This is a genomic window from Pedobacter sp. T50_32 (genome assembly GCF_057652195.1).
Genome location: NZ_JBYFBY010000011.1, coordinates 33,483 through 57,698, shown reverse-complemented (window position 1 = coordinate 57,698; position 24,216 = coordinate 33,483). Strand labels below are relative to the sequence as shown.

Annotated in this window: 13 protein-coding genes; 1 reads left to right on the top strand and 12 read right to left on the bottom strand. The window is 37.8% G+C overall.

The window, feature by feature from the left end:
- Nucleotides 1-79: 79 nt before the first annotated feature.
- From AC23ME_RS20770 to AC23ME_RS20715, 12 genes are all read right to left on the bottom strand, one after another.
- Nucleotides 80-2,446, bottom strand: a complete 2,367-nt coding sequence (locus AC23ME_RS20770) for a cellulase family glycosylhydrolase (protein WP_487729648.1) — start codon at nt 2,444-2,446, stop codon at nt 80-82.
- Nucleotides 2,447-2,531: 85 nt separating this feature from the next.
- Nucleotides 2,532-4,814: a cellulase family glycosylhydrolase gene (locus tag AC23ME_RS20765; RefSeq protein ID WP_487729647.1), complete on the bottom strand. Its 2,283-nt coding sequence runs from the start codon at nt 4,812-4,814 to the stop codon at nt 2,532-2,534.
- A 215-nt stretch (nt 4,815-5,029) separates the two neighbouring features.
- Nucleotides 5,030-6,184, bottom strand: coding sequence for a hypothetical protein (locus AC23ME_RS20760; RefSeq protein ID WP_487729646.1), 1,155 nt, complete (start codon nt 6,182-6,184; stop codon nt 5,030-5,032).
- Between the two features lie 172 nt (nt 6,185-6,356).
- A complete protein-coding gene (locus AC23ME_RS20755; RefSeq protein ID WP_212751612.1) occupies nt 6,357-7,070 on the bottom strand; it encodes an SGNH/GDSL hydrolase family protein in 714 nt (237 codons plus the stop codon).
- A 15-nt stretch (nt 7,071-7,085) separates the two neighbouring features.
- Nucleotides 7,086-9,629 (bottom strand): hypothetical protein, encoded by a 2,544-nt coding sequence (locus AC23ME_RS20750; protein WP_487729645.1) that lies wholly within the window; start codon nt 9,627-9,629, stop codon nt 7,086-7,088.
- 188 nt (nt 9,630-9,817) lie between these two features.
- Nucleotides 9,818-11,323: a hypothetical protein gene (locus AC23ME_RS20745; RefSeq protein WP_487729644.1), complete on the bottom strand. Its 1,506-nt coding sequence runs from the start codon at nt 11,321-11,323 to the stop codon at nt 9,818-9,820.
- 84 nt (nt 11,324-11,407) lie between these two features.
- Nucleotides 11,408-12,643 (bottom strand): MFS transporter, encoded by a 1,236-nt coding sequence (locus AC23ME_RS20740; protein ID WP_463211567.1) that lies wholly within the window; start codon nt 12,641-12,643, stop codon nt 11,408-11,410.
- A gap of 1 nt (nt 12,644) precedes the next feature.
- Nucleotides 12,645-13,730 carry a glycoside hydrolase family 5 protein gene (locus AC23ME_RS20735; protein ID WP_463211565.1) on the bottom strand — a complete coding sequence of 362 codons (1,086 nt, stop codon included), beginning with the start codon at nt 13,728-13,730 and terminating at the stop codon, nt 12,645-12,647.
- Between the two features lie 51 nt (nt 13,731-13,781).
- On the bottom strand, nt 13,782-14,684 hold the full coding sequence (locus tag AC23ME_RS20730; RefSeq protein ID WP_487729643.1) for a DUF5017 domain-containing protein: 903 nt from the start codon (nt 14,682-14,684) through the stop codon (nt 13,782-13,784).
- A 22-nt stretch (nt 14,685-14,706) separates the two neighbouring features.
- Entirely contained in the window at nt 14,707-16,524 is a 1,818-nt protein-coding gene (locus AC23ME_RS20725; protein WP_487729642.1) for a RagB/SusD family nutrient uptake outer membrane protein, read from the bottom strand.
- Nucleotides 16,525-16,534: 10 nt separating this feature from the next.
- Nucleotides 16,535-19,639: a SusC/RagA family TonB-linked outer membrane protein gene (locus AC23ME_RS20720; protein ID WP_463211561.1), complete on the bottom strand. Its 3,105-nt coding sequence runs from the start codon at nt 19,637-19,639 to the stop codon at nt 16,535-16,537.
- A 505-nt stretch (nt 19,640-20,144) separates the two neighbouring features.
- Nucleotides 20,145-22,121 carry a sialate O-acetylesterase gene (locus tag AC23ME_RS20715; protein ID WP_463211559.1) on the bottom strand — a complete coding sequence of 659 codons (1,977 nt, stop codon included), beginning with the start codon at nt 22,119-22,121 and terminating at the stop codon, nt 20,145-20,147.
- A 219-nt stretch (nt 22,122-22,340) separates the two neighbouring features.
- Here AC23ME_RS20715 and AC23ME_RS20710 point away from each other — a divergent pair, with 219 nt between their 5' ends.
- Nucleotides 22,341-23,747: a glycoside hydrolase family 140 protein gene (locus AC23ME_RS20710; protein ID WP_463211557.1), complete on the top strand. Its 1,407-nt coding sequence runs from the start codon at nt 22,341-22,343 to the stop codon at nt 23,745-23,747.
- Nucleotides 23,748-24,216 lie beyond the last annotated feature (469 nt).

The window sequence follows — 24,216 nt, the reverse complement described above, 5'->3', positions numbered from 1 at the left end:
TAATTTTATCTGGAAGCATAGCTGTTAACCCTGCTTTTTGACAGACAGGATTAACAGCTGTTAATTTGAGATAATGGAATTATTTTCGGTGCTGCTCCGTATAGTTGTATTTTTCTAAGATTACCATTTGCGGCCTATCTGTATCATTTTTAGGCTCTATGGCCAAGCGATATTTGTTCCACCATGGGCCAGCTGCCCAATAGGTTCCGTTTAAGTTGTTTTTGGTTAAATAAGTCAAGAAATTATCTAGTGCTACTAGCCATCTAGGGTCGTCATCTGGCACACCGTATTCGCCAACAAAGCCTCTAAAATTATTTTCCTTTAACCATTTCACAAAAGGGGTTGCTCTTTTAATACCAATATTTGGATCAGCCTTTTCTTCATCATAAGACCGTTTGTAAGTTCCAGAAGCATCTTCATCGAAATAAATATGCACTTCGAAAATCAAGTCTTTTGATGGGTCTACCAAGTTCTTAAGATTGGCACTAAATTCCATCCATCGTTCTGCCGAACTCCAGCTATCGCCTCCTACCATAATTGGCGTTTTTTGATCTACTTCTCTAATTTTATTGATACAGACTTGCGCAATATTAAACCAAGAGTTAGGTTTAAGCATGTCATGTGGCTCGTTCATTAAACCATAGCCCCAAATATTATCTTTTCCCTTAAATTCTGTTGCAATTTTCCTCCAAGCATCGGCTACGTGCGCTATAGGCAGGTTTTCAGAATCAATAATTTCTCTAGTTCCATTTACATATCTACGACCGTAATTGTGCATATCTAAAATTACCCATAGCTTTCTTTCTCTAGCGGCGTCTACTATAGTCATCAGGCGTTGTAGTTCCAATTGATCTAATTCGCCACCCAACTCGTGCTGCAATCTTTCCCATAAAAATGGAATTCTTATGAGGGTCATTCCTTTAGATTTGAAGTAATCCAATTCGTCTATAGTTGGGTAAATATAATCTTTGGCATAAATGCCGGGTATTTTGTTATGGGCAAATTCTGCACCAGCCAAGTTTACGCCAAAAGGAGCTTTGCTTCTATCTGGCATATTTAAATCAGATTTACTAATTTGAAAAGTATGTTCTTTTGGTCTATTTGTAGTATAAATAACACCAGCAAGACTGTCAATCTGCTTTTCAAACATTCTTTGTGAAGGTTTATCTTTCAGATAATCATCAAATACCTTCTTAAAATTAGGATATCTGGCGTCATTGGAAGTTTGCATAAAGCTAAGGTAGTTATCCATAAATGCTTTAATGCCATTAAAGTCGCCATTCCATAAATTTTCTGGCAAATAGCTAAACTCTACAAACTTCAGGTCTCTTACTTTACGTTGAGTATTGCGGTACAAAATTGCCTGTTGTAATACCTTAACCGCTTGTTTATATTGTGGTGTATTTTTAAAGTTGGATAGATTAATTCCATTTTCTAAGTTTTGTGCGGTAAAGTTTCCAATAAAAGTACCATCAATGGTTAGTGTATAGCTTCCTTCGGTTAGCCCTCCTATTTTTAGAGATTGTTTGCTTAACTCTTCGGTAAAAGGAACCAATGCCAAAGCTGGCTCGGCCTCTTGTGGCATAGGAAAAGGCAAGCTTTCTTCTTTTGCTTTAAATGTTATTGTTCCATCTTTTACCGATAAGTCTTTTACTACAACATAACTTGAGTTTTTAACGGCTCCGTTTTCTATTTCTATAGCAGATACTGATGTAGGTGCACTGGTAGATTTTAGAAACTGATGTGCCATTACAAAATTTCCGACTGGACCAGGGTGAACCCTGTCGTTACCTACTATAGTAGCTTTCGGATCTTTTTGTTGCAACTGTTTGTTGAGTTGCGCCATAATAGTCCAATAATCAATAACTTGGAGCTTATATTTTTTGGCAAGTTCGTCTATAATGCCTGTACATTTTTTAAGAGCATCGTTAACACCCATTAAATTAGGTACGGGCAAATCGCCTGTTTGATCGTAGATACTTGGCTTTTGAAGAATAATTTTGGTCTTGGTCTTCAATAACCGCTGGATAACCGTTTCATAGTAGTTCCTATAATCGCTCAGAGCTCGTTCCTTTCTGCTCTGGATATCTGTATCTCCCTGTCTTTCGGCCGCATAAAGACTACGGTTTACATCGTTCATACCAGCCATAATGATAGACCAGTTTGCTTTTTTGGGGATAATATCTGCATCCATACGGCGCAAAAAACTATTTGCATTATCGCCTTTGATACCTAAATTGTAAACGCTGATATTTAGTTCTGGAAATCTAGTGGCATAATACACTAAAATATAGTGATGGAAATCGCCACTGTGGGTGATACTGTTGCCAATAAAACTAATCTTGTCGCCAGTTTTAAAAAAGGAATCGGTTCTGCTTTGGGCATAGGCTCCATTCATTATCATTCCTACCAGTAGAAGGCAGATTAAGGCAATTCTTTTTTTCATTCTTTTGTGTGTTATACTAAGTATTCTCTAAAAACTATTTATTCATCTATATTAGATATGACATCTTTATTGTCATAACATAAAACTACTTCTTAACTAACTTTTGGCTGTAGAAGATACCGTTATCTTCAACATTTACCAGATAAGTACCCGAATTAAAAGTTGAAACTTTTAAACCAAATTGCTCGTTTATTTTATCTAAAGTTCCTCTTGTTTCAAAAAGCAATCGACCATCTAAGGTTAATAATTTCACTTTTAGTATGCCTTTACCATTATTCAACACCAGTTCTACATGGCTATCCACTGGGTTTGGCACTATCTTCAGTGTCTTTCCTTTTGTTAAATTAGCATTAATGGGCACCAGTTTCTGCAGATGCGTAAATTCTACGTTTGCCGAACCTGATGTTACTATCGGTGCTGATGTTGCTAGTTTAACATAATCGATATGCACAGTTTTATTTATCGAACCTGTAATACCGCCAAAAGGCACATCGAAACGGATAATCTTTATACTGTTCTTACTTGTCCAACTGCTAATTTGGCTAAGGTCAACAACATATTCTTTATATTGGGTATCGTTGGCCGTAATGCTAAAATCGGCATAGCTATAAGCAATATGGTCATGCCAATAAAATCTTGCCTGTGTTTGGTTGGTTGTATTTTTAAGTCTGACAATAGCATATTTGTGCAGTGTAGTTTGAATGGGATCGAGTGGTGTTACATCATATTTAATGTGATTATTGGCTACTACAGTCTGTAAGTTTAATATACCTGCGGAAGTAGCTGGATTGGCATAATTGATAATAGTCCATCCTTCTACTGCATTGGTTACAACCGGGCGGTTAAATTCCCAATTGTGCATCATACTTCTACTATCAACAACTGCTGAAGTGCTTGATATATTTGCCGTAGTATAATTTTGCAAAACCGACATTTGCACCCTATCATTACCATTTTGTGGTTCTACAGATAGGAAATAGTCATTCCACCTTGGCCCTGCCGCCCAATAGGTTCCATTTATGCCGTTTTCCTTCAAATAATTGAGCATATTATCCAAGGTAACCAACCAACGGCTGTCGTTATTGGGCACACCATATTCGCCAACAAAGCCCCTAAGATTATTTGTATTTAACCATTTTACAAATGGCGCAACCCTTACTACACCGATGTTGTGCGTAGCCTCCTCCAAATCGTAACTTTGTGTATACAGTCCCCCTGCGTTTTTATCGAAATAAATATGGGCTTCATAAATTAGGTTGTTGGATGCATCTATCAGATCTTTAAGGTTATCGCTAGCTGTAGGCCATTTACTGGCAGAACTCCAGTCATCCCCCCCAACCATAATTGCCGTACCAGCATCAACCGTCCTTATCTTTGTGATAATGCCCTGTGCAATATTAAACCATGGAGTTGCGGTCAACATGCCATGGGGCTCATTCATTATTCCATAGCCATATATATTTTCATAGTCTCTAAATACTAGTGCCAATTTTTCCCATACATCAGCTACGTGTGCAACAGAAAGCGTAGGCGAACCGATAATAATGGTATTTCCACCCATCTTCCTTCTTCCATAATTGTGCATGTCCAATATCACCCACAAACCACGTGCTCGAGCCGCATCTACAAAAGTTGTCATTTTCGCCAATTCGGCAACATCTAAATTTCCATTTAGCGCAGGCTGGATGCGCTCCCATTTAAAGGGTAGCCTAAATAGTTTCAAGCCTTTTGATTTGAAATAATCCAACTCGGCAATAGTTGGATAGCTATAGTCATTCCCGGGAATATCTCCAAATTCTGCACCCGCTAGGTTTACGCCAAAAGGTTGTGCCAATGGAAACTGCAGAGGCGGCGAGGCCGCCAATCTAATATGGTCTACACTAATAGTCTTACCCAAGGATGCAGCTTGTACATTGCTAGGTAAATCAAACCTAATGATACGGATACCGGCAGTTTGAGCTGTCCAGTTACTATTGGCGCCTAAATTAATTAAGTATTCTTTAAAGGTATTATCATTTGAACTGATAGCAAATTCTATATAATAGGCTGTACTATTATTTACACCCCACCAATAAAATCTAGCTGTGGTTTGCGAGGTGGTGTTTTTAAGTTTTATGGCTACATATTTATATACCGATGGGTTGTATGGATTGGTATACTCATCAAACCTAATGTTTGAGTTAGACTGTACGCTAAGATTTAGGGTACTGCTAGTTGTGGCAGCGTTGGTATAGCCAACAATATTCCATCCATCGGCCTTATTGGCCAAAACTGGAGCATTAAAACTCCATAAAACCGTATTGGCAAATAGCCCGTTATAAGCTACACAAAATAAAAATATCCCGATAAAACAGATTTTTTTAATCATTTTAGGTTTAATTTAATATTTGGTTTGTTTAACAGAGCGTATAATTATTGGCTATGCTTGCTGCATGTAATATCTTAATATGAATCAGCTAATATATTTCATAAACAAGGCTTAACGCCATTACTTTCGTTAAGCCTTTCCCTTGTTCTATTCTTATTTTTTCGTAAAAGAATTGTTCTTTTTATTATCTCTTAGTTGTTATTCTCAATGATTGATTACTTCGACGCAAATTTTACGCTTGTAGCTTCCATTTTTCCAGCTAAAGTAACCACATATACACCAGCAGTTAACTTTACAGAAGAAAGTTCCACCACATTTTGTCCTTTAGTAAAAGCATAAGGACTCTCTATAATTTTCCTTCCAGAAATATCTGTAATGAGCAATTTGCCTTTATCATCGTTAGAAGCAAAAGCAGAAATCTTGATAGCACCATTGCCTGAATAAACTTTAAAATCAACATTCTTAAGGCCAGAATTTACCGCCACTACTTCAGATTTTTTTGTTTTACCATCAAAATCTACCTGATTTAAGTGGTAATAGTTAGTTCCCGGCAATGCTTTTGTATCTGTATATTGATAGTTAATTGCGCTATTTGAATTGCCTTTTCCCTCTTCACGAGCAATTTTTTCAAAATTAACTGCGTCTGGTGAACGTAATATATCGAAATGCGAATTATTTTCTTCCGATGCTGTACTCCAGTTTAGCTGGATGCCGTTGGCTTGCTTTTTAGCAGTAAACCTAGCTAAATTCACTGGAAGTGTTTGTAAATCGCTGCCAAACCTAATGTATTCTATACTAATTGTTTTATTTGCATAATCTGCTGGCAATGAACCACTACCTGGATGTCCGCTGGGTAGGTCAAACCTAATTATCGGCATATTTCTATGGGTACCATCTCCTGCAGGTGAAGCATCTGCATCCCCTCCTGTAAATTCCCATTTATTTGTACCAAAAGAGACACCATTACCTGAAAAAGCCTCACTTGCTAAATCTATGGTATAATCTTTATAACCAGAATTAGCGTCAATATTAAAAGGTATATATATCCAAGCGTTAGCATTTCTAAAATAAAATCTCGCAACTGTTCCGTCAGTTTCGTTTGCTAAACGTACCCTTAATAATTTATAGGTTTTTGTAGCAATGGTGGAAGCACCTCCAGGATTATATTGCAGATAAGACGTTCCGGCAGCATTTATTTTAAGATTTAATGCCGTGCCCGAATAAGTGAAAGTATAATTAACTGCAGCCCAAGAAGATGGCAAACTTGGCGTTGCAGGAGGTTGATTAAACTTAAATTCCCATAGCTGTGCTTTTGCACCCAACATAAAGCACAATAAAAATGATAAAAATAAAGTAGCTGTTTTTTTCATACAAAAAGATTTTAATACTTGGTTAAACCGAAGAGTTGTACACTCTGTTAATTGTTAGCTAATTTACCAAGTTAACGCACTAAGTTTTGCATATTTTTTTTGCCATAGTTAATACTTTTCCGACCATACACTTAAACCACTACATTACAAACTGGTAATTAATATCTCTGTGCTATTTAAACCATCTAAACAGTTCTTCGGCAATAAGATTGTGTCCATTTTCGTTGGGGTGGTTCACATGCGACATCAGTTCCTTTATAGAACCTTTCTCTTTGGCTATTTTTTGAAACTGAGCAAACGGGTCGGCCAAGCCAACTTGATACTTTACCGCCAGTTCCCTAATCTGTGTCGCATGTAGAGCCAGCTTATTATTAGAATCGGTAATATCTTCGCGTTGATCGGGGGATGGCGTAACCAAAATTACCTTGATATTTTTGGACAGGGCTTCTTCTATCATTTTGCTCCATGCAATTTTGGAGCGTTCTAGACCGATGCCCAAATCATTCAGTGCATAATCTATAATTACCACATCCGGTTTATGCGATAGCACATCGTTGGTAAAACGTGTCTGTCCTTTTTCGGCCCACTCGCCCCCAATGGAGGTTAAAATTACATTGATAACCGCATAAGGGTAAATGGTTTTTAACTTACCCAACAAAAGGTGCGGGTAAGATTCTAAAGTGTGCACTTTAGAGCCTGTCCAATATCCCGATGGTACGGAATGACCATGAAAAACCAAGTTTATAGTACGGTTTTTGGGGAACTTGGTTTCCAATTGCTTTTTTATTGGAGCAAGGTAATTAACCGTATCCGACAGTTTACCAATTTGTGCATTAACCGTAAGGGTAAATAGCATACCCAATACCATACCGCTAAATTTCTTCATTATTCTATTCATTATCTACCAAGAAACCACTAATTCGCCAGTAACATTTTTTACGACATAGTTATTTCCATATTCTTTTTCGCCCTTGGCAAATTTAAGATGCCCTTCTTTCCACGGGTAGGTGCTATTCAGATAAAAATGGATGGTCTGCTCGGTCGTTTCATCATTTGGAAAAACCCGCACTGTAGCATTTTTAAGTCCATATACCTGCAGCCTTCTGCTAATACCTAGTTCTCCAGAGTGCATTTCTTTACAAGAAACAATACCGTCGTTCTGCTCTACAAACACTCTTGCCTCTCTATGCCAAGCCGTAGGAAAAGAATAGTTGGCCTTTCCGTTTTCCATTACGGCATCATAGCCTACCAAAATGGGTGCACCCTGCGCAAATTTAAAACCATGCCTTACTGATGTATTGGGCACATATCCCGAAAAGAAATAGCCGTTGTTGTTACGGGCAATGCCTAATACCGGATTTTTAACATCAGAATTTTGCTTATCTACAGTGTATTCCAGCCCAAATTCTTTAAGAATGTAACGCAGGTAGAGCGGTCCAACAAAATATTCATTCGGATCATCTGGCTTTAACAACCTGCCGCCTTCAAAATGACTAGAATTTGTTCCCCTTACGTAGGCTATCTTGCCACCGTTCCATTCTGGTAATTCCCTAAACCAAAGCACATCTCTTATTTGACCGTCCTTAGAGAATTTTACGAGAGATTTAGTGCTTTTATCATTTTTATTGTTGATAACAGTGCTTATTCCACCGCCAGAGAATAGAGATTGATGAGTGATTTTATCGCGATAGCTTCTATTAAGGTTATCTAACAGGTAGTTATTTACGATTTTAAATTCCCCGATTAGGCTTGTCGAATTTTCTAAGTTCAACAATTCTTTAAAAGCAGCGCTAGCATAATCCGCTGGACCGTAGACTACTAATTTTCCTCCATTTTTAACAAAGTTGATTAGCGTTTTTTCGTAAACCGAATTAGCATCGGGCACAACGGCCAATAAAATAGATTGGCTAAACAAATTTGGTTTTTCTTGTATTGCCGTGGGAAATGATTTAGTTGATATTACCGTATTCAAAGGTAATCCGTTGTTAATGGCCTGTCTAATGAACCAATCACCATAGTAAATTTCATTTAGCCTGTTGGGTTGGTTAGACGCCCAGTTATGGTATTCATCGAAAGGGTAGACCCATACCAGTGGTGCAGCAGCGGTTGGGCTGTTATATCGTGCTTTTAAAATATGCGGGATAACTTCGTTTGGCACTTGTGTTGGCATGTTGCCGAAACTATCATCTATGGTTAAAAAATTAAGATGTGTAGGCAGTTTGATTTCGCCTTTGGCATTAATGCGTGACGCCGACATAGGCAGATAAATATCATGTGGCTCGCTGCCATACCTGTCTAACCATGGACTATTTAACCACCAAGGGTCATGTGTATAATAACGGTAGATGTATTTGTCATCGGGCAGTTCGGCCATTCGAGAGAGGTAGCCAATCATTTCCAATCCAAAATCTCCATCTAGTGCAGCCCAAGGCGAATTTGGCGGTGGCAATAGGTTAAAGCCACCATTGTATATCGCTCTCAAATCAACACCATCCTTAGCTAAATCAATACCAGTAGATAGATTGGTGCCCCGGGTTTCTATCCTGAATGTTGGACATTCTGCCCTGAACAGTTTCCAGAAGTTGATGATTTTTTCCTTGGTTTCGGCTAGACGGTGGAAATTGAAACCTGTTCCTGTAAAAATAACACCAGTTGATGCCCAAGGCTCCATACCAAAGCCAAAACCGTTGCTAAACCAGATATAATCGAAATTAAGATCTTTTAAAAAATGTTGGCTTTGACGGCCAAAAAAAGTACCGAATGGGGTGTTTGCCGGAATACCATTAGGAAAGCCTGCATACTTGGTTTTATCTTCATTTAAGGCAGCATAACTGAACACAAAGCTCTTTTCGCCCATGGCACTGCCTTCTAGTATTTCGGGATGCTTTTTATATTTAAATTCAGATTTTGCAAACTCCGGACCTGGATCAAAAGTAGCTCCTATTCTTATGGGTCTGCCCGTAATTGCTGCGCCTACTTCTTTTAAAGTGTTAACGATAAACCTTAAATCCTTAAAAGTATAATTTGGGGGATTTTCCATGTAAAAGTAAGCCCGCTCATGCAATGAAAGTTCTTTTGGACCCGAGCCTATGGCGTGTTCGGTATTTGGGTTTCCGATATACTTAGACCACTCCAAAGGTTGGTTTAAATTGCCTGTGTAATCTAAAATTTCAGAACCGTCAGAAGTCCAAAGCATGATAGAAATAGTATCGGCATGGCGCAACAGAGAACTCCACTGTGTAAAAATCTCCTCTGCCACCCTTCTAATATCTTCCTTGTCATTTTTTTTAAACGGTTTTAAAGAAGCTTCTAAAGTTATATTCTGAAAGGGAACGCCTCTAAGATTACTACTACCTAACGAGGTTAATGGCCTTTGCTTTAGATGACTGCAACCATATATTAATAGGCTTGCAGCAATTAAGTATAAAAGATATTTTAATTTCATTTGTGTGCGATTTGTTTAGAAAAATAGCGATATTATTTAATAAATGGCTTATTTTTTCATGAAAGTGACAAGTTGTAAGCCAATTTGTAACTGCTTTTAGAAACAAGCTTAACTTCTTAAAAAATTAATGACCAATAATGTTTTTCGAAGCTTTCCTAACCAGCTTATTGTTTTATTGCGACTAAACCTTATTCTACAATTACAGCTTCTACGTTTAAATATTCACCTATTTTTTTAATGGTTTGCGCATGATGGCCAATACCTAAAGCAAAGTGGTGTGTTGGACCTTCTTTAACCCATTTTTTAAGGAATGTACGTACATCTGGTTTAAAATACCCCCGAGTATTGGTATTTCCTGTTGGTGGTATCGGGCCTTCTACCGATGTTCCTTCGGCAATTACAAATTTGAATTTGCCCTCGTAGTTAGAACTGATGCTCAGCATGGTAATTGGACCTTCTTTAATCTTAAACTCTACCCCTGCACCAAAACCAGGCTTACCATGATACTTTTTTAAACTTCTTAATACGGGTTTGCCCTGTGCAATGGTAATGTTATGCGGGCCATCGTGCCCTACCAAAATAAAGTTTTCGGCAAAATCTACTGGATGAAATTCGGCAAAGCTACCACCAATACCCAATCTTTCCATAATGAGCATGGCGATGCAGCACTTCAGATCAGATTCGCCACACATCGGGAAGCCAGCACCAGTTAGCAACGAATTGCCAACAATGAGATTGGTCATCACTCTGCGGGTTTCGCTATTATCTTCTCCTTCGTAATAATAGGCCAATCCTGTTAATTTTTTTTGTTCTACAAATGCCTCTAAAGCTACCGAAACTCTTGCCGCAACTTCTAAATCATCTACTTTTAATTTCTCCGAAATTGGGTCAGAAACTGGATCTGGCGTATCAAAAAAATCTAGGATACGTTCTTTTTCTGATTCTATCGCACTTCTTTCCGCTCGTTCATATTGGGTTACAATTTCATTTGCTTCGCATTGTACAATGTGCACTCCAAAATGTGCCGTAAGCATAGTAGAGTCAGAGTGCATATCTAACATAGCTTCTATCGGATGACCGATATGCCCTATCCTTGCTGTTTTTAAATCGTGCAGAACCCTAGCAATATTGCAATACTCTGCTATCTCCTCTTCTGCTTTCGGATCATCATGTAGTGTGCCGATAATTACATCGGGTGCCTTTTTTCCCATGCGTACCGCCACACCTGTAAATTCTGGCAACGAACATACATCATCATTGTATAATTGTTGGTAAGTTGACGCCTGTTTATAGTTTAATGCCTTATCTGGCTGTAATGCCACCAATACAATAGGTACGTCTATACTCTTAATGATGATACCAAATGTACTTGAGGTTGCATAGGTAAGCATATCGCAAAATATAAGATCGAGATTTGCCGACTTTAATTTTGGAAGAATATCGTAGGCTCCAGTCACATCGTCAACCATTCCAAAATCAATCACTTCTACATGGTTCTTTTTTACCTTATCAATAAAGATTTCCTGCTTTTCGAGCATTTGCTCGTACAAACCCTCAAATTGTGGCCAGTATTTAGCGTAGCCCACACCAAATACACCTATACGTGGACTGGTTTGGTTTCGTTTTTTAATCTTATTACTTATTGTTGTTTGGTTATCAAAACCCGCTTTAACTTTTGCTGCTAATTCACTCATTATCTATCTTAATTAATTAATATCATCTTAACGCGTTAACCTATTTTGTATATAAAAATTTAGCTCATTTTGTAAGCATATAGCCTATTCTGTTGTGATAGGTCTTATTTTGGGGATAAATACCATTAGAATAAGAAATGCCAAAGGATACATTAATCCGCAAATTATCCAAAGTGGATTGTAGGAATAATTTTGTACCACAAGCCCTATCAATGGGTTTAAAATAATTCCAGCAATTGCGCCAGCAGTACCGCTAAGTCCCACTACTGTTGACGTGGCGGTGTTTCCAAAAACATCTGATATGGAGGTAATGTAATTGGTAATCCAGAACCCGTGGGCAAACATGAGCAACGACATTAGACCTATTGCCCAAGTTACCGATGATACGCCCTGTACAAACATTGCCCCCAAGGTTAAAAATGCAGCTATGCCCATTACTGTTTTTCTCGCCTTATTAATTGAGAAACCTACTTTCAATAATTTATCTGAAAAGTAGCCACCAATCATGTTAGATAATCCCAATGCCAAAAACGGTATCCATAACAAGCGTCCAACTTCATCAAAAGAGACATTTCTTTCTTCGTTAAGATATTTAGGAATCCAGAACATAATGAAATAAAAAACTGGATCGAGCAAGAACCTGATGACCAAGAATACAATTGCATACTTGTTGGTAAGAATCTTTAAAAATGGAATTGGCTTGCTAGGCACTAAAGCCGTCTGTTGTAGCAATGCTTCTTGTTGTCGGGCTATTCTTTTTTTGTTCCATGGTATAATTACCCATACCACTAACCAAACAAGTCCCACAATACCCGGAATAATGAAGCTCCAACGCCACCCCATCTGATTTGCTATCCAGATGGTTAAGGGTGGCGCCAATACTGCTCCCATTGCCGAACCACCAATGGCAATACCGTTAGCAAATCCACGTTCTTTTTTCTCAAATAGTTCATTTACAGTTTTAGCTGCTGCTGGAAAACACCCGCCCTCGCCAACGCCCAACAAAAACCTGAACAATATCAATTGGTAAAAAGTATCCATAAAGCCATGCAAACAACTGGCAATAGACCACACACCCACCGAAAAAGCCAAACCGAGTTTTGCTCCGAACTTATCCGTTAAACGGCCACCAATGGTAAACATCAACGCATAGCTGATAAGAAAACTGGTATTTACCATTCCATATTGTACATCGGTAAGATGAAATTCCTTTTGTATCTTGATGATCGTAATGGAAAGCACTTGGCGATCTAAAAAATTAAGGCCTGTGGCTATAAAAACCAATATGAGTATTATCCAGCGTATTTTATTTGAACCCATTTTATTTTTGTGTAGGCGAGGTAGTCTGATAGTTTTGAAGTATTTGCATTTGTGGTCTGTCTATGCCATTACGCGGTTGGATAGCTAGTCTGTAAGTTCCCCATCTAGGCCCGGCAGACCAATAAGTTCCGTTGATATTGTTTTCTTTCATGTATTTCAACATATTATCCAAAACTACCAGCCAACGCGGGTCATCGTCTGGAATACCATATTCTCCTATAAAACCTCTTTTTTTATTGGTTTTTAGCCATTCCACAAAAGGGCGCAATCTGTTTACACCAGTTTGTGGTGTTGCTTTTTCTTGGTCGTACGTACCATCGTAAGTCCCAGCAGAAGTGTCGTCAAAATATACGTGTGCCTCAAAAATAAGGTTATCTGTATCATCACGTAATGTTTTTAAATTTTCGCTTACCTGAGGCCATCTTTCGGCAGAACTGTAACTATCGCCACCAACTAAAATAGCTGTCTTTTGATCTATTTCACGAATTTTGTTGATAGTTGCCTGTGCAATGCTAAACCACGCAATGTTAGAGGGCATATTGAAAGGTTCGTTCATAACGCCATAGGCCCAAATGTTTTTCTTTGTTTTCAGCACTTCGGCAAGTTTCCCCCAAAAATCGGTAAAAGCCGTTGTTGGGACCAGGCTAGTGCCTATTATTTCCCTATTTCCGTTAACTACCCTACGTGCAAAATTATGTACATCTGGTATGATGAGTATATCGCGAACAGCCGCAGCATCTATAAAATCGGTAAGTCTTTTAAGTTCTACTGGATCTAACGGCCCATATAAGACTGGCTGTACTCGTTCCCATTTAAACGGCAAGCGTACCAACATCATGTTTTTTGATTTAAAATAATCCAAATCTGTTACTAGCGGATAACTATAATCTTGTTGATGCTGCCCTGGTACGTTTGCGCCAAACTCGGCTCCAGATAAGTTGGTACCAAAAGGTTGTGGTTGAAGCTGTACACCGTCTGGCGCAACTGTCTCGACTACTGTATTTTCCTTTTTTTTGCCACAAGAGGTTACAATTAAAAAGAAAACCAATAATAATTTACCAAACATATTTACATACATAAACGTCATACCTTCTTAATTAGAATACCTATTTCTTCTTTGCTCCATTATTACTTTTAGCTATGGCGTTACTGTAATTTCTATTTGCCTCACAATCGATTTCTGACCATCGGCATTTGCATTTGATGCCACAAAAGCTACTTTATATTTTCCAGGCTGTGTATATCCTGCAAACTTGTAGCTGCTTAGCGTGTTACTGCTAATATATTGGATTGCTAAACCTTTATCTGGGGCAACCTTTGTAAAGAAAAGTGGTTTCGTAATAAACCAATCTTCACTTTCTGGCGCATTTGGACCACCTCCTATAACTACTAAATCCGCAATAGGGTTACCTCTTGCAGTCCAGCTATTGGCATCGTTTTTAATAGAAAAAGCTAACCAGCCAGCATTTTGTAGGTTGGCGATAGGCAAAATTGTTCCATCGGTTAACAGAGTGGATGCATTAAATGCAGGAATAATCCAATTACCTGCTGCTTTTGTAGGGTCTTGTGCTCCTACAAATTTTAAGGCAAAATATAAGGGCTTACCAGGCTTGGCAATATCTGATAAATTCATAGTTCCCGATGGCACCACAGTAGTATTTGTAGTAATTGTAGCTCTAGATGTGATATCAGTCCAGTCGGCGGCTATTACAGCTTCTTTAGTTAGTGCCGTAAGTTCTGTTGTAACCATCAGCTTTAGAGAGTTGATTTGTGTTCCTCCTCCACCATATTGGGTGTTTAAACTGATTTGGGGTGTACCTCCTTCCAATTCGGTCCTATCTTTAAAGGTATAATCGGCCCCGGGCAAACCAGAATAAAATGTAATATTCTCTACCGTTCCGGTAAAATTGAAATTTATAGGCTCTCCTACTTTATAGGTAAGTTTTTCAGTTGTTACCTCAAATTTAGGCTCATTTACTTCCATTTCTTTACTGCATGATAATACAATACATGCCAGTAAAATGATATATAATTTCTTCATTGGAATATAATTATTTAGTTGATTAATATCCTGGGTTTTGTACCAATGCTTTGTTCAACGTGATATCATAGATAGGAATAGGAAACAAAACTGACCTTGCTGTAACATTATTGGTCCAAGCTACCATTCCATCAATTGCGCCAATAGCTCTAGCATCTATTGCATACTGTTTGATATCATTTACAAAATTACCCCACCTAATTAAATCGGATCTCCGCAAGCTTTCAAAACATAACTCTTTAGCACGCTCATTTTTTATGGCTATTAACATGGCCCCGGGAGAAGCAATGTCTCCAGCAGTTAAATCTGCATCTGCATTTTGTGTTAAAACTGCTGCCGCAACTGCACCAGTGCCGCCACCTCCTGTAATGGTTATAGTTGGGGGTGCAGCATAACCATTTGTTTTGGTTATCTGCCCATAATCAGTAATATTTATAGCTGTAACAGCACCAGCTGCTATTGTAGCCGTAGCTGTTATTTGCGTACCGCCCACCGTTACTGTTGGAACCGAAGTATAGCCTGTTCCTCCATTTGTAACTGTAATAGATTTAACGGTATTACCATATAGAATCCCAAATCCTCTTCTTCTTACCTCGTTAACATACTGAGCCGCATTTGCTGGACCATTTACTGCATTTTCAGCTTCTGCTATCATCAACAATACGTCCGAATATCTTAACAACGGAAAATTCTCACCAGTAACATTATTTCCTTTGGGAGTGAGAGTTTCATATTCGCGTCTCCATTTGCCTGCATATCTTCTGTGAAGGTCGGAATTGGCGGTATAAACGGCTGTGGTTCCCGAACCCCAATGATAGGGAGCAATGTTCCAATCACGTCTAATGTCATAAGAAGATTTGATAGGAAGTGTACTTTCTGCACTTTCTTTGTACAGGTTATAGAGTTTTCTCGTAGCAAAAATTAGCCCTGAACTATTGCCTTTGCTTTGATCTACACAAAGAATGCCAAAACGACCTCCTGTTACATAACTATATTCTTGCAACCCTCCTGTACCGTTACCATAGTATTCTACTTCCCAGATACTTTCCTTAATATCATATTGATCTCTAGCATAGCGTTTAAATACTTCACGATAGTCTGCTTCCAGCTCATGACTTCCCGAGCTTTTCACTTTTAAGCCCCAATTTAATGCTTCTTTATACATTGGTATTCCTCCATTTAAGGGATAGCCCGCCATTTTAAGATATACACGTGCTAAGATACCCTGTACTGCAGATTTCGATACTCTACCACCAAATGTTGCTACACCTGTTCCTGCGGCATCTACATAACCCTCAGCTGTAATCATATCTTTTACAATCGCATCATAAACATCTTTTTGGGGAGTTTGGGGTGTATTTAGCTCTGTAATTGATGGATTTGATGTTAACAATAGTGGTATATCACCATAATTACTTACCAACAAAAAGTTGAAATATGCTCTTAAAAACAGCGTTTCACCTTTTATTCTGTTTCTAGATTTTTCGTCAAGTGCCGGATTATCTACCACAGCAAGAATATTATTGGCTCTATATATACCTTGATATAATTGCCTCCATAGATCAGTTATCCTTATATCAGCTGGACTATAAACATAAACTGTACTATTAGAAGATCCAGATCTTTCTAAACTTAAGTCTGAAGTAGCATTTAGCCAATAAGGATATACATCTTGATAAACAGTTCCCAATACATCATAAACACCCGCTAAACCCGTTTCCAATTGGGCTATAGTGTTGTATTCTGGGGTGATAAAATCTGTGGGTTTGGTATCTAAAAATTTCTTGCAAGATGTACTACATAGTAACACAACTGCTAATAATATTAAGTTCTTTTTCATTGTATACTATTTATAATGAGGTGCTTAATCCGAAAATTATTGTTCTTGCCAATGGATATGATGCAAAATCAAATCCTGGCGTAAGTACAGAATGTCTGGTCGAAACATCTGGATTTGAGCCAGAGTACTTGGTCCAAGTAAAGATGTTCTGTGCCGAAAAATGGGCCCTTAAGGTTTTTAGTTTTAGCCTTTTAACCAAATCTTGTTCAAAATTATAGCCCAATGCTACAGTCTTTAATCTTAAGAACGAACCATCTTCAACCACCCTACTAGAAAAGTATGCATCTCTTTGCCCTCCGGTAGCGAAAAGTGTATTACTAGGATTATCGGGCTGCCATCTATCTGCATAAGTTGCATATTGGTTCAAGGCCCTTAATCTCTTAGCATTACCTTCAAACAATAAACGATTTGCATTTATAATATCATTACCATAAGACCATTGAAACAATATGTTTAAATCGAATCCTTTGTAAGAGAAATTATTGGTAAAACCACCTGTATGAATTGGCAAACCACGTCCTATTACGGTAAAATCTGCAATATCAATCTTGAGGTCGCCATTTAAATCTTTATATTTAATATCTCCAGGCCGTACATTTGTTTGCCCGTTGGTGGTTATGTGGCTTTTTAATTGCCATACACCTGCAATGTTGTCAAAATCAGAATATTGATAAACACCATCCCAAACTAGGCCATACATGTTACCCGCAGATTTGCCCACAGGTGAAATATATGAAGGGACACTGCTAAAATCGCTATCAAAAGCAACCTGACTAGTGATAGATGAAATATCTTCATATAGTTCCAGTATCTTATTCTGGTTAAAGCTGATATTAAAATTGGATGTCCATTTGAAATTTGGCTTATCGATATTCACTGTGTTAATGGTCAATTCTAGACCTTGGTTTCTCAACTTACCAATATTCTTAAAAGCGGTAGCTCTGTTGTATATATTGTACAATCCGGTGGAATATGGCAAGTTTGCTTCTATCAATAGGTCTTTTGTTGTTTTTCTATATACATCTGCAGTAATGTTCAATCTAGACTTGAATAAGGATAGGTCATAACCAATATTTGCCTGTACAGTAGTTTCCCATCTCAAATCTGGATTACCATAAGCTGTTAACAATGCGCCACGTGTAGGGGCGGCATTATTGAAAGAATAACCACCAAAACGCGGAAGCGACAACTGAGTGATGTATGGAAAATCTGACACCCTATTGTTTCCTGATGCCCCATAGCTCACACGAAGCTTGGCATCCGATATGACATTAATATTTTTAAAAAAGTCTTCTTCCTTCATTCTCCAAGAGGCATCTGCCGAAGGAAAAAATGCCCAACGTTTTCCAGGAGCAAATTTGGAAGAACCATCGTTACGGAACGAAGCGGTAAAATAGTACTTGGATTTATAGTTGTACCTCACACGCCCAAGAAAAGATGCCATGGACCAAAGTGAGCCATTTGAGAAATTGATATTGGTTAATGCCTCGTCTAATCCATCTAGTCCTAGCTGTTCGTTAATTACCTGTTGTGCTTCTAAACCATAATATTTATTGGTTTGGTGCTGCATGGTAAACCCGCCAACAATATTTACATTGTGTGCTTTATTAAATATTTTTTGATAGGTTAAGATATTTTCGTTTGACCATGTATTGATAGGATTAAATACAACAGAGCCATTTACCCCTTCTACCCTGCGAAAATTTCCTTGGGCTGTTAACGAATTGAAAAAAATGTTTCTATTTACCATCGTACTAGCAACTCCGCCAGATACTCTGAAAGTTAATTCTGGTAAAATTTTAAACTGTGCCCATGCATTTGCATTCAAACTGTTCACCTTAGTTTCTCTTAGTTCATTTTTTGCCGAAATGATAGGGTTTACGCGAAAGTCTCCGGCAACAGCTAATGGATCAAACAGTTCTTCTATTATTTGCTCTCCAGCACCTGCTACAGGTCTAAAGCCCCAAACATTATACATTAAAGCTAAACTACTATAAGTGTATTTATAAGCTGTTTCTGTAGCAATGGTTCCAAAGGTTTTTGTTGCTGCGTAATTTAAGTTTGTACCTACCTGCACCCATTTGTTCACTTTGTGGTCTAAACTGATCCTACCTTGATAACGTCTAAATCCAGAATTGATAATAATACCATCTTGATCTAGCACATTTCCAGAAACTGCATAGGTTGTAGTTGTGTTTCCACCTCTCAATGAAAATTCATGATTTTGGGTTGCTGCGCTTTTGTAAATCTGGTCTTGGATATCAATGGTGGGCACATTGCGGTAGTCTTCCAATGGCATTGCATTCAGATAAGCATTCTGTGCATATACAGGCTCTAATTCGGCCTGATATTTTACAAACTCATAGGCGTTCATTAGGGCTATTGGTTTTGGATTTTCCGAAAATCCGGCGTAGCCGTTATAGGTAATTACCGGCGCTCCGGCCTTACCTTTTTTAGTGGTGATGATAATCACACCATTTGCTCCTCTGGCACCATAGATAGCTGTTGCAGACGCATCTTTTAATACCTCCATAGATTCTATGTCTGAAGGATTAATAGAATTACTATTAGCATCTTCGGTTGGGAAACCATCAATTACATATAAAGGTGTTGGATTTTGGGTTAATGTTCCGGTTCCTCTTATTACAATGTTGGTGTTTGAGCCAGGCTGGCCATCATTAGTACCTACAGATACACCTGCAACACGTCCTGCAAGTGCCTCATCAAATGATTTAACAGGTGCTTTTTGTAAATCGGTAATGTTAACTTGACCAATGGCGCCCGTTAAATCCTTTCTGGTTGTTTCTCCATAACCTATAACCACGACCTGGTTTAATAAAGATCTTGATTCATTCAGAGATACATTGATAACTTTATTACTACCGACCTTAACTTCTTTTGGATCCATTCCAAGAAAAGCGAATATTAGAATACTCTCAGAGTCTTTAGCTTGAATTTGATATGCTCCTTTTGTATCGGTAACTGTGGCAGTACTAGTGCCCTTTATCTTGACACTAACACCAGGCAACACATGATTATTGAAATCTTTAACTGTTCCTGTTATTGAAATCCCTGTTTGTGCATTAACGCCGAGAAAACAAAAAGATAAGGCCACAATTAAAAGATGAATTTTCCTTGATAGATATGGAGGCTTTCTACAATTCCTTCTCCATATAGAAAATTTCGATTTTTCACCACTTTCTAATGAACGAAAAGGGTAAAAAAAGTTACGACATACTTTCATTTAAATTTGGTTTAATATATTGGTTAGTATACTTAATTTTTTATTCGATGAGAAAACTAATCCTACTTTCACGAATAAATTTCTAATTCGTTTACAATATCTCCTGCCCTTTTCTTTACCTGTAGAATAATGCAGAAACAATTTCAAACTTAGTGCGTTAAGACATTGTGTATCAAAATTGGGAATTTGTTAGTATAAGCGATAATACTTTTTTGTCCAAAACACGTACAAAAACGTAAATTAAATATTTAGATATGTATAGTATTGAAGTTTTTCCCGTACTTAAAAAATAAGTAGTTTTTTTAGACCGTAATTTTCAACATATAGATAGTCTATATTTAATTAGGCTGTAAACATATTATTGTTATTATAAAAACTATTTGATAGAGTACTTCACATGTCGTGTAGTCACTTCCCAATCATCCGTACGGAAGGGAACTGCTGGAAAACCTTCCTTATTAAATACGTTTGCATCGTTAGGGTTGTCGGCCCATGCATATCTTATGGCTATTGGTTTTTTAACCTTTTTACTAGATAATATAATTTTGTTGTGGGTTACATTGGCCATCGCGTAATGAAACTTTTTATCGGCCCCTGCTAACTCAAATCCTTTAACATATCCATACTTATCTTTTATTAGTAGGCCATTTTCAACATTTTTATAGGCAATAATTACACTATCTGCTTTAATAGTATAGTTATCCAGTACAGGTCCAGAGAAAACATTTTTCTTGTCGTATGTTTTGTTTAGCGCAATAGCCGCCAAACGTTTTCCTACGTCTTGCTTATTTTTAGGGTGGATATCATTTGTTTCCCCAATATCAATGGTTATTGCCATTCCGGTATTTGTCGTGGATTGTGTAAGCGATTGTGCCTCACGCAGCTCTGCCCACGAGCTACCGGCATTGCTATTTCCGTTAGCACCTCTCCAGCTGGCCAACTGTACATAGTAGAAAGGAAATATTCCAAGATTCCAGTGTGTACGCCAATCGTTAATGAGCAAAGGGAAAGTTGTACGATATTGATAGGCCCGATTTGCATTGTTTTCTCCCTGATACCAGATGACGCCTTTTATAGCAAACTTAGTTAGGGGATAAATCATTGCATTAAACAAAAGTGTAGGATAATCGTTAGGGTTGCCTATATTTCCTGTATTAGAAGACGAATTTTCGAAGACACTTTCTACTTGATATTTCCAGTTGCCGGCAAGTGATATCATATTATCTCCGATGGTAAGTTTTATCTCATCTGGCGTTCCGTATATACCACCGCCACCACCTGTATCTTCTACCCTAATGGCTATCACATTTTCGCCCTGTTTTAAAATACCTGCCGATATGGGATAGGTACGCTTATCGCTATATTTATCCTTAAGGCCACCTACTTTAATACCATTTACATAGGTTTCGTCAGAATCGTCTATCCTAGCCAATTCTAACAAACCTGCCCCACTCACGTAATCTGCCGATAAGATTATTGTTTTACGGAACCACACCACACCATCAAAATTTTCTATAGATTGTTCCCACAACCCTGGCAATTTAATGAGTGGCCATTTAGAATCATCAAAAGCAGTGTTTTGAAATGTTTTTACAAGTGCATCCTTAGGAAAGCCGTCTTGTTTTTTTTGCATACTTCCGATAATATCAATTTTCCGTTGCTTAATCAGTTGCTCTAGGTCTACATTTTTGCGAGCCATATTATCGGCTGTAAAAAGATTGCTTGTTTCCAATGCGCTTCTGCTTATCCAAGTTTCTATATCTGTACCTCCCCATGAAGTATGGATAAGCCCAATGGGGATATTTAGTTTTTCTTGCAAGGCTTTCGCGTAAAAATAGCCCACTGCGGTAAACCTACCCACATTTTCCGAATTGGCCTGTTTCCATTGTACTGTCCTATCCAAATCATCTTTTGGATGATAGGCCATTGCTTTAGGAATTTCTATATGTCTTATTAAAGGAAAACTGGCATTTTCAATTTCCTCTTTTGCATTTAAAGAGCTGCTTACGGCAAATTCCATGTTAGATTGACCAGAGCATACCCAAACATCACCCAAAAGCACATCATCTATGCTAATGCCTTCCTTACCTCCTCTTATTATTAATTGATAGGGGCCACCGGCAGGTTCTTTAGCCAGAAATAATTGCCATGTACCGTTTATAGCGGCTTTAACAGTTTTCTGCTGAAACTTAAAACTTACCGTTACTTTTTCGTTAGGGTTTGCCCAGCCCCAAATTTTTATAGGCTCGTCTCTCTGTAACACCATCCCATTACCAAACAGCTTGGGAAGTCTAATACCTGCTGAACTATCATTAACACAAACAAAAACAAGAAAGAATAGTATATATCTCATCTGATACAGTTATTTCAATTTAAAAGAAGTTTGATAATATCAAATTTATTAGAAACCACATTAAGCTGCTCATACTTTTTTAACCAAAGTGTGGAGATAATTATCCCTGAACGCCACTCAATCTATACTTTTATAGCCCAAGCTTATGTTTACTTGTCTATTTTGCATATAAACTAAAAAAGTATTATAAATTGATGCTTAAATTACATCATCATAAAAATGAAATATATTCTTTTTGTATTGGTTTCTCTCGTTTTATCCAATGTATTATATGCTCAAAATCTAAAAATCAGCAGTAATCAAAGGTATTTAACCGATGAAAATGGCAAGCCTTTTTTTTGGCTAGGTGATACTGCTTGGGAACTGTTCCATAAATTAAATATAAATGATTCGGATTATTATCTAAGAACAAGGGCAGCACAGGGCTTTTCGGTAATACAGGCCACCTTATTGGCGGAAGACGATGGTCTTAAAAAACCTAATGCCAATGGCGATGTACCTTTTATTAATTTAGATCCAAACAAACCCAACGAGCCCTATTTTAGACATGTAGATGAGGTAATTAGAAAAGCTAACAAGCTCAATTTGGTAATGGCCATCTTGCCTACCTGGGGCGATAAGGTTATTTCGGATCGTTTAGGAAACGGACCTATTATATTTAACAAGACCAATGCCTATTTCTATGGAAGATTTCTCGGTAAACGATATAAGAACGACAATGTGGTGTGGATTTTAGGTGGCGATAGAAACCCTATTGAAGAATCGATAGAAATATGGAGGGCAATGGCGAAAGGTTTAACGGAGGGAGACGGAGGTAGGCACCTTATTACCTATCACCCTGCTGGCGAACAATCATCTTCTGATTTCTTTCATAACGAACCTTGGCTAGATTTTAATATTTACCAAACAGGACATGCAAAAAAACACATGGAAGTTTACCATTTTGCGAAAAAAGATTATGATAAGACACCCACAAAACCCTTTTTAGATGCAGAACCCTGCTATGAAGACATTCCCGTGGCGTTTTGGAATTATATGAATTTCGATACAGAATTCAAAGTTCACAAAACTATATTGAATAATGACAACTCCCTAAAAGATACTGCACATTTTAAACTGGGCTTTTTCGGAGATTATGATGTAAGGTTAGCCGCCTACAGAAATATATTGGCTGGTGCCTGTGGATTTACCTACGGACATAATGCTGTTTGGCAGATGTTCGAAAAAAACTCATCATTTGTTATTCCCTGTATAACGGATTGGAAAGAAAGCCTACAAAGACCCGGAGCCGTACAGCTACAGCATCTTATCAAGTTATTTAAAACTATACCTTTTAATGAACTAAAACCCGACAATTATATTTTGGCAGAGAACAGTGCAATCGACAGTCTGCATATAGTGGCTTCTTCTACGATGAAACACTCGCTTATTTATTTGCCCAAAGGCGGAACTATTACTCTAAAGGCACATCAGTTCAAAAAATTACGCTGGTATAATCCTCGTAATGGAGAATTCACCAAATGGCAAGCTTATTCCAAGTTTCAATCAACAAGCTTAACCAGCCCTACAAAAGGAGATAAAAATGATTGGGTTTTGATTTTAAAAGACAAGGATAAACTGAAATAATTTTGGTTAGACCGTAGTGAAAAGTAGATTTAACATCCCAAGAATAATAACTGGATGAATACAAAAAAATAAAATCTACCATAAAATGGAAAATCCAATTCTACTGACCCCTACTCACTATTGACGGAATCCAAAATTTAGTGGTACTAAATACCTCTTGTTTCTAAAGTACATAATTTCCTATGCCACTTTCATTAGCTAAAGTTCTTGCGATACCATTTAAAATTCTGATAGCATCCATCTAACAAGGACTTTATATAAGTCTCATCTGAATTAACACGGACATGCAAATTATCGTTAACAGATAAAAACAAATTTTGGCTAGTACAATAAAATTATTTGCGGGCTATTCTATAAAGAAAAAGCATCCATACCCCAAAACCTACCAGAAATGCAGGCAAAGGGTTTTTCATCGATAGACCACCTAGAAAGGTCATTGTCGCAATGAAGCAGGTCAGGAAAAACAAAA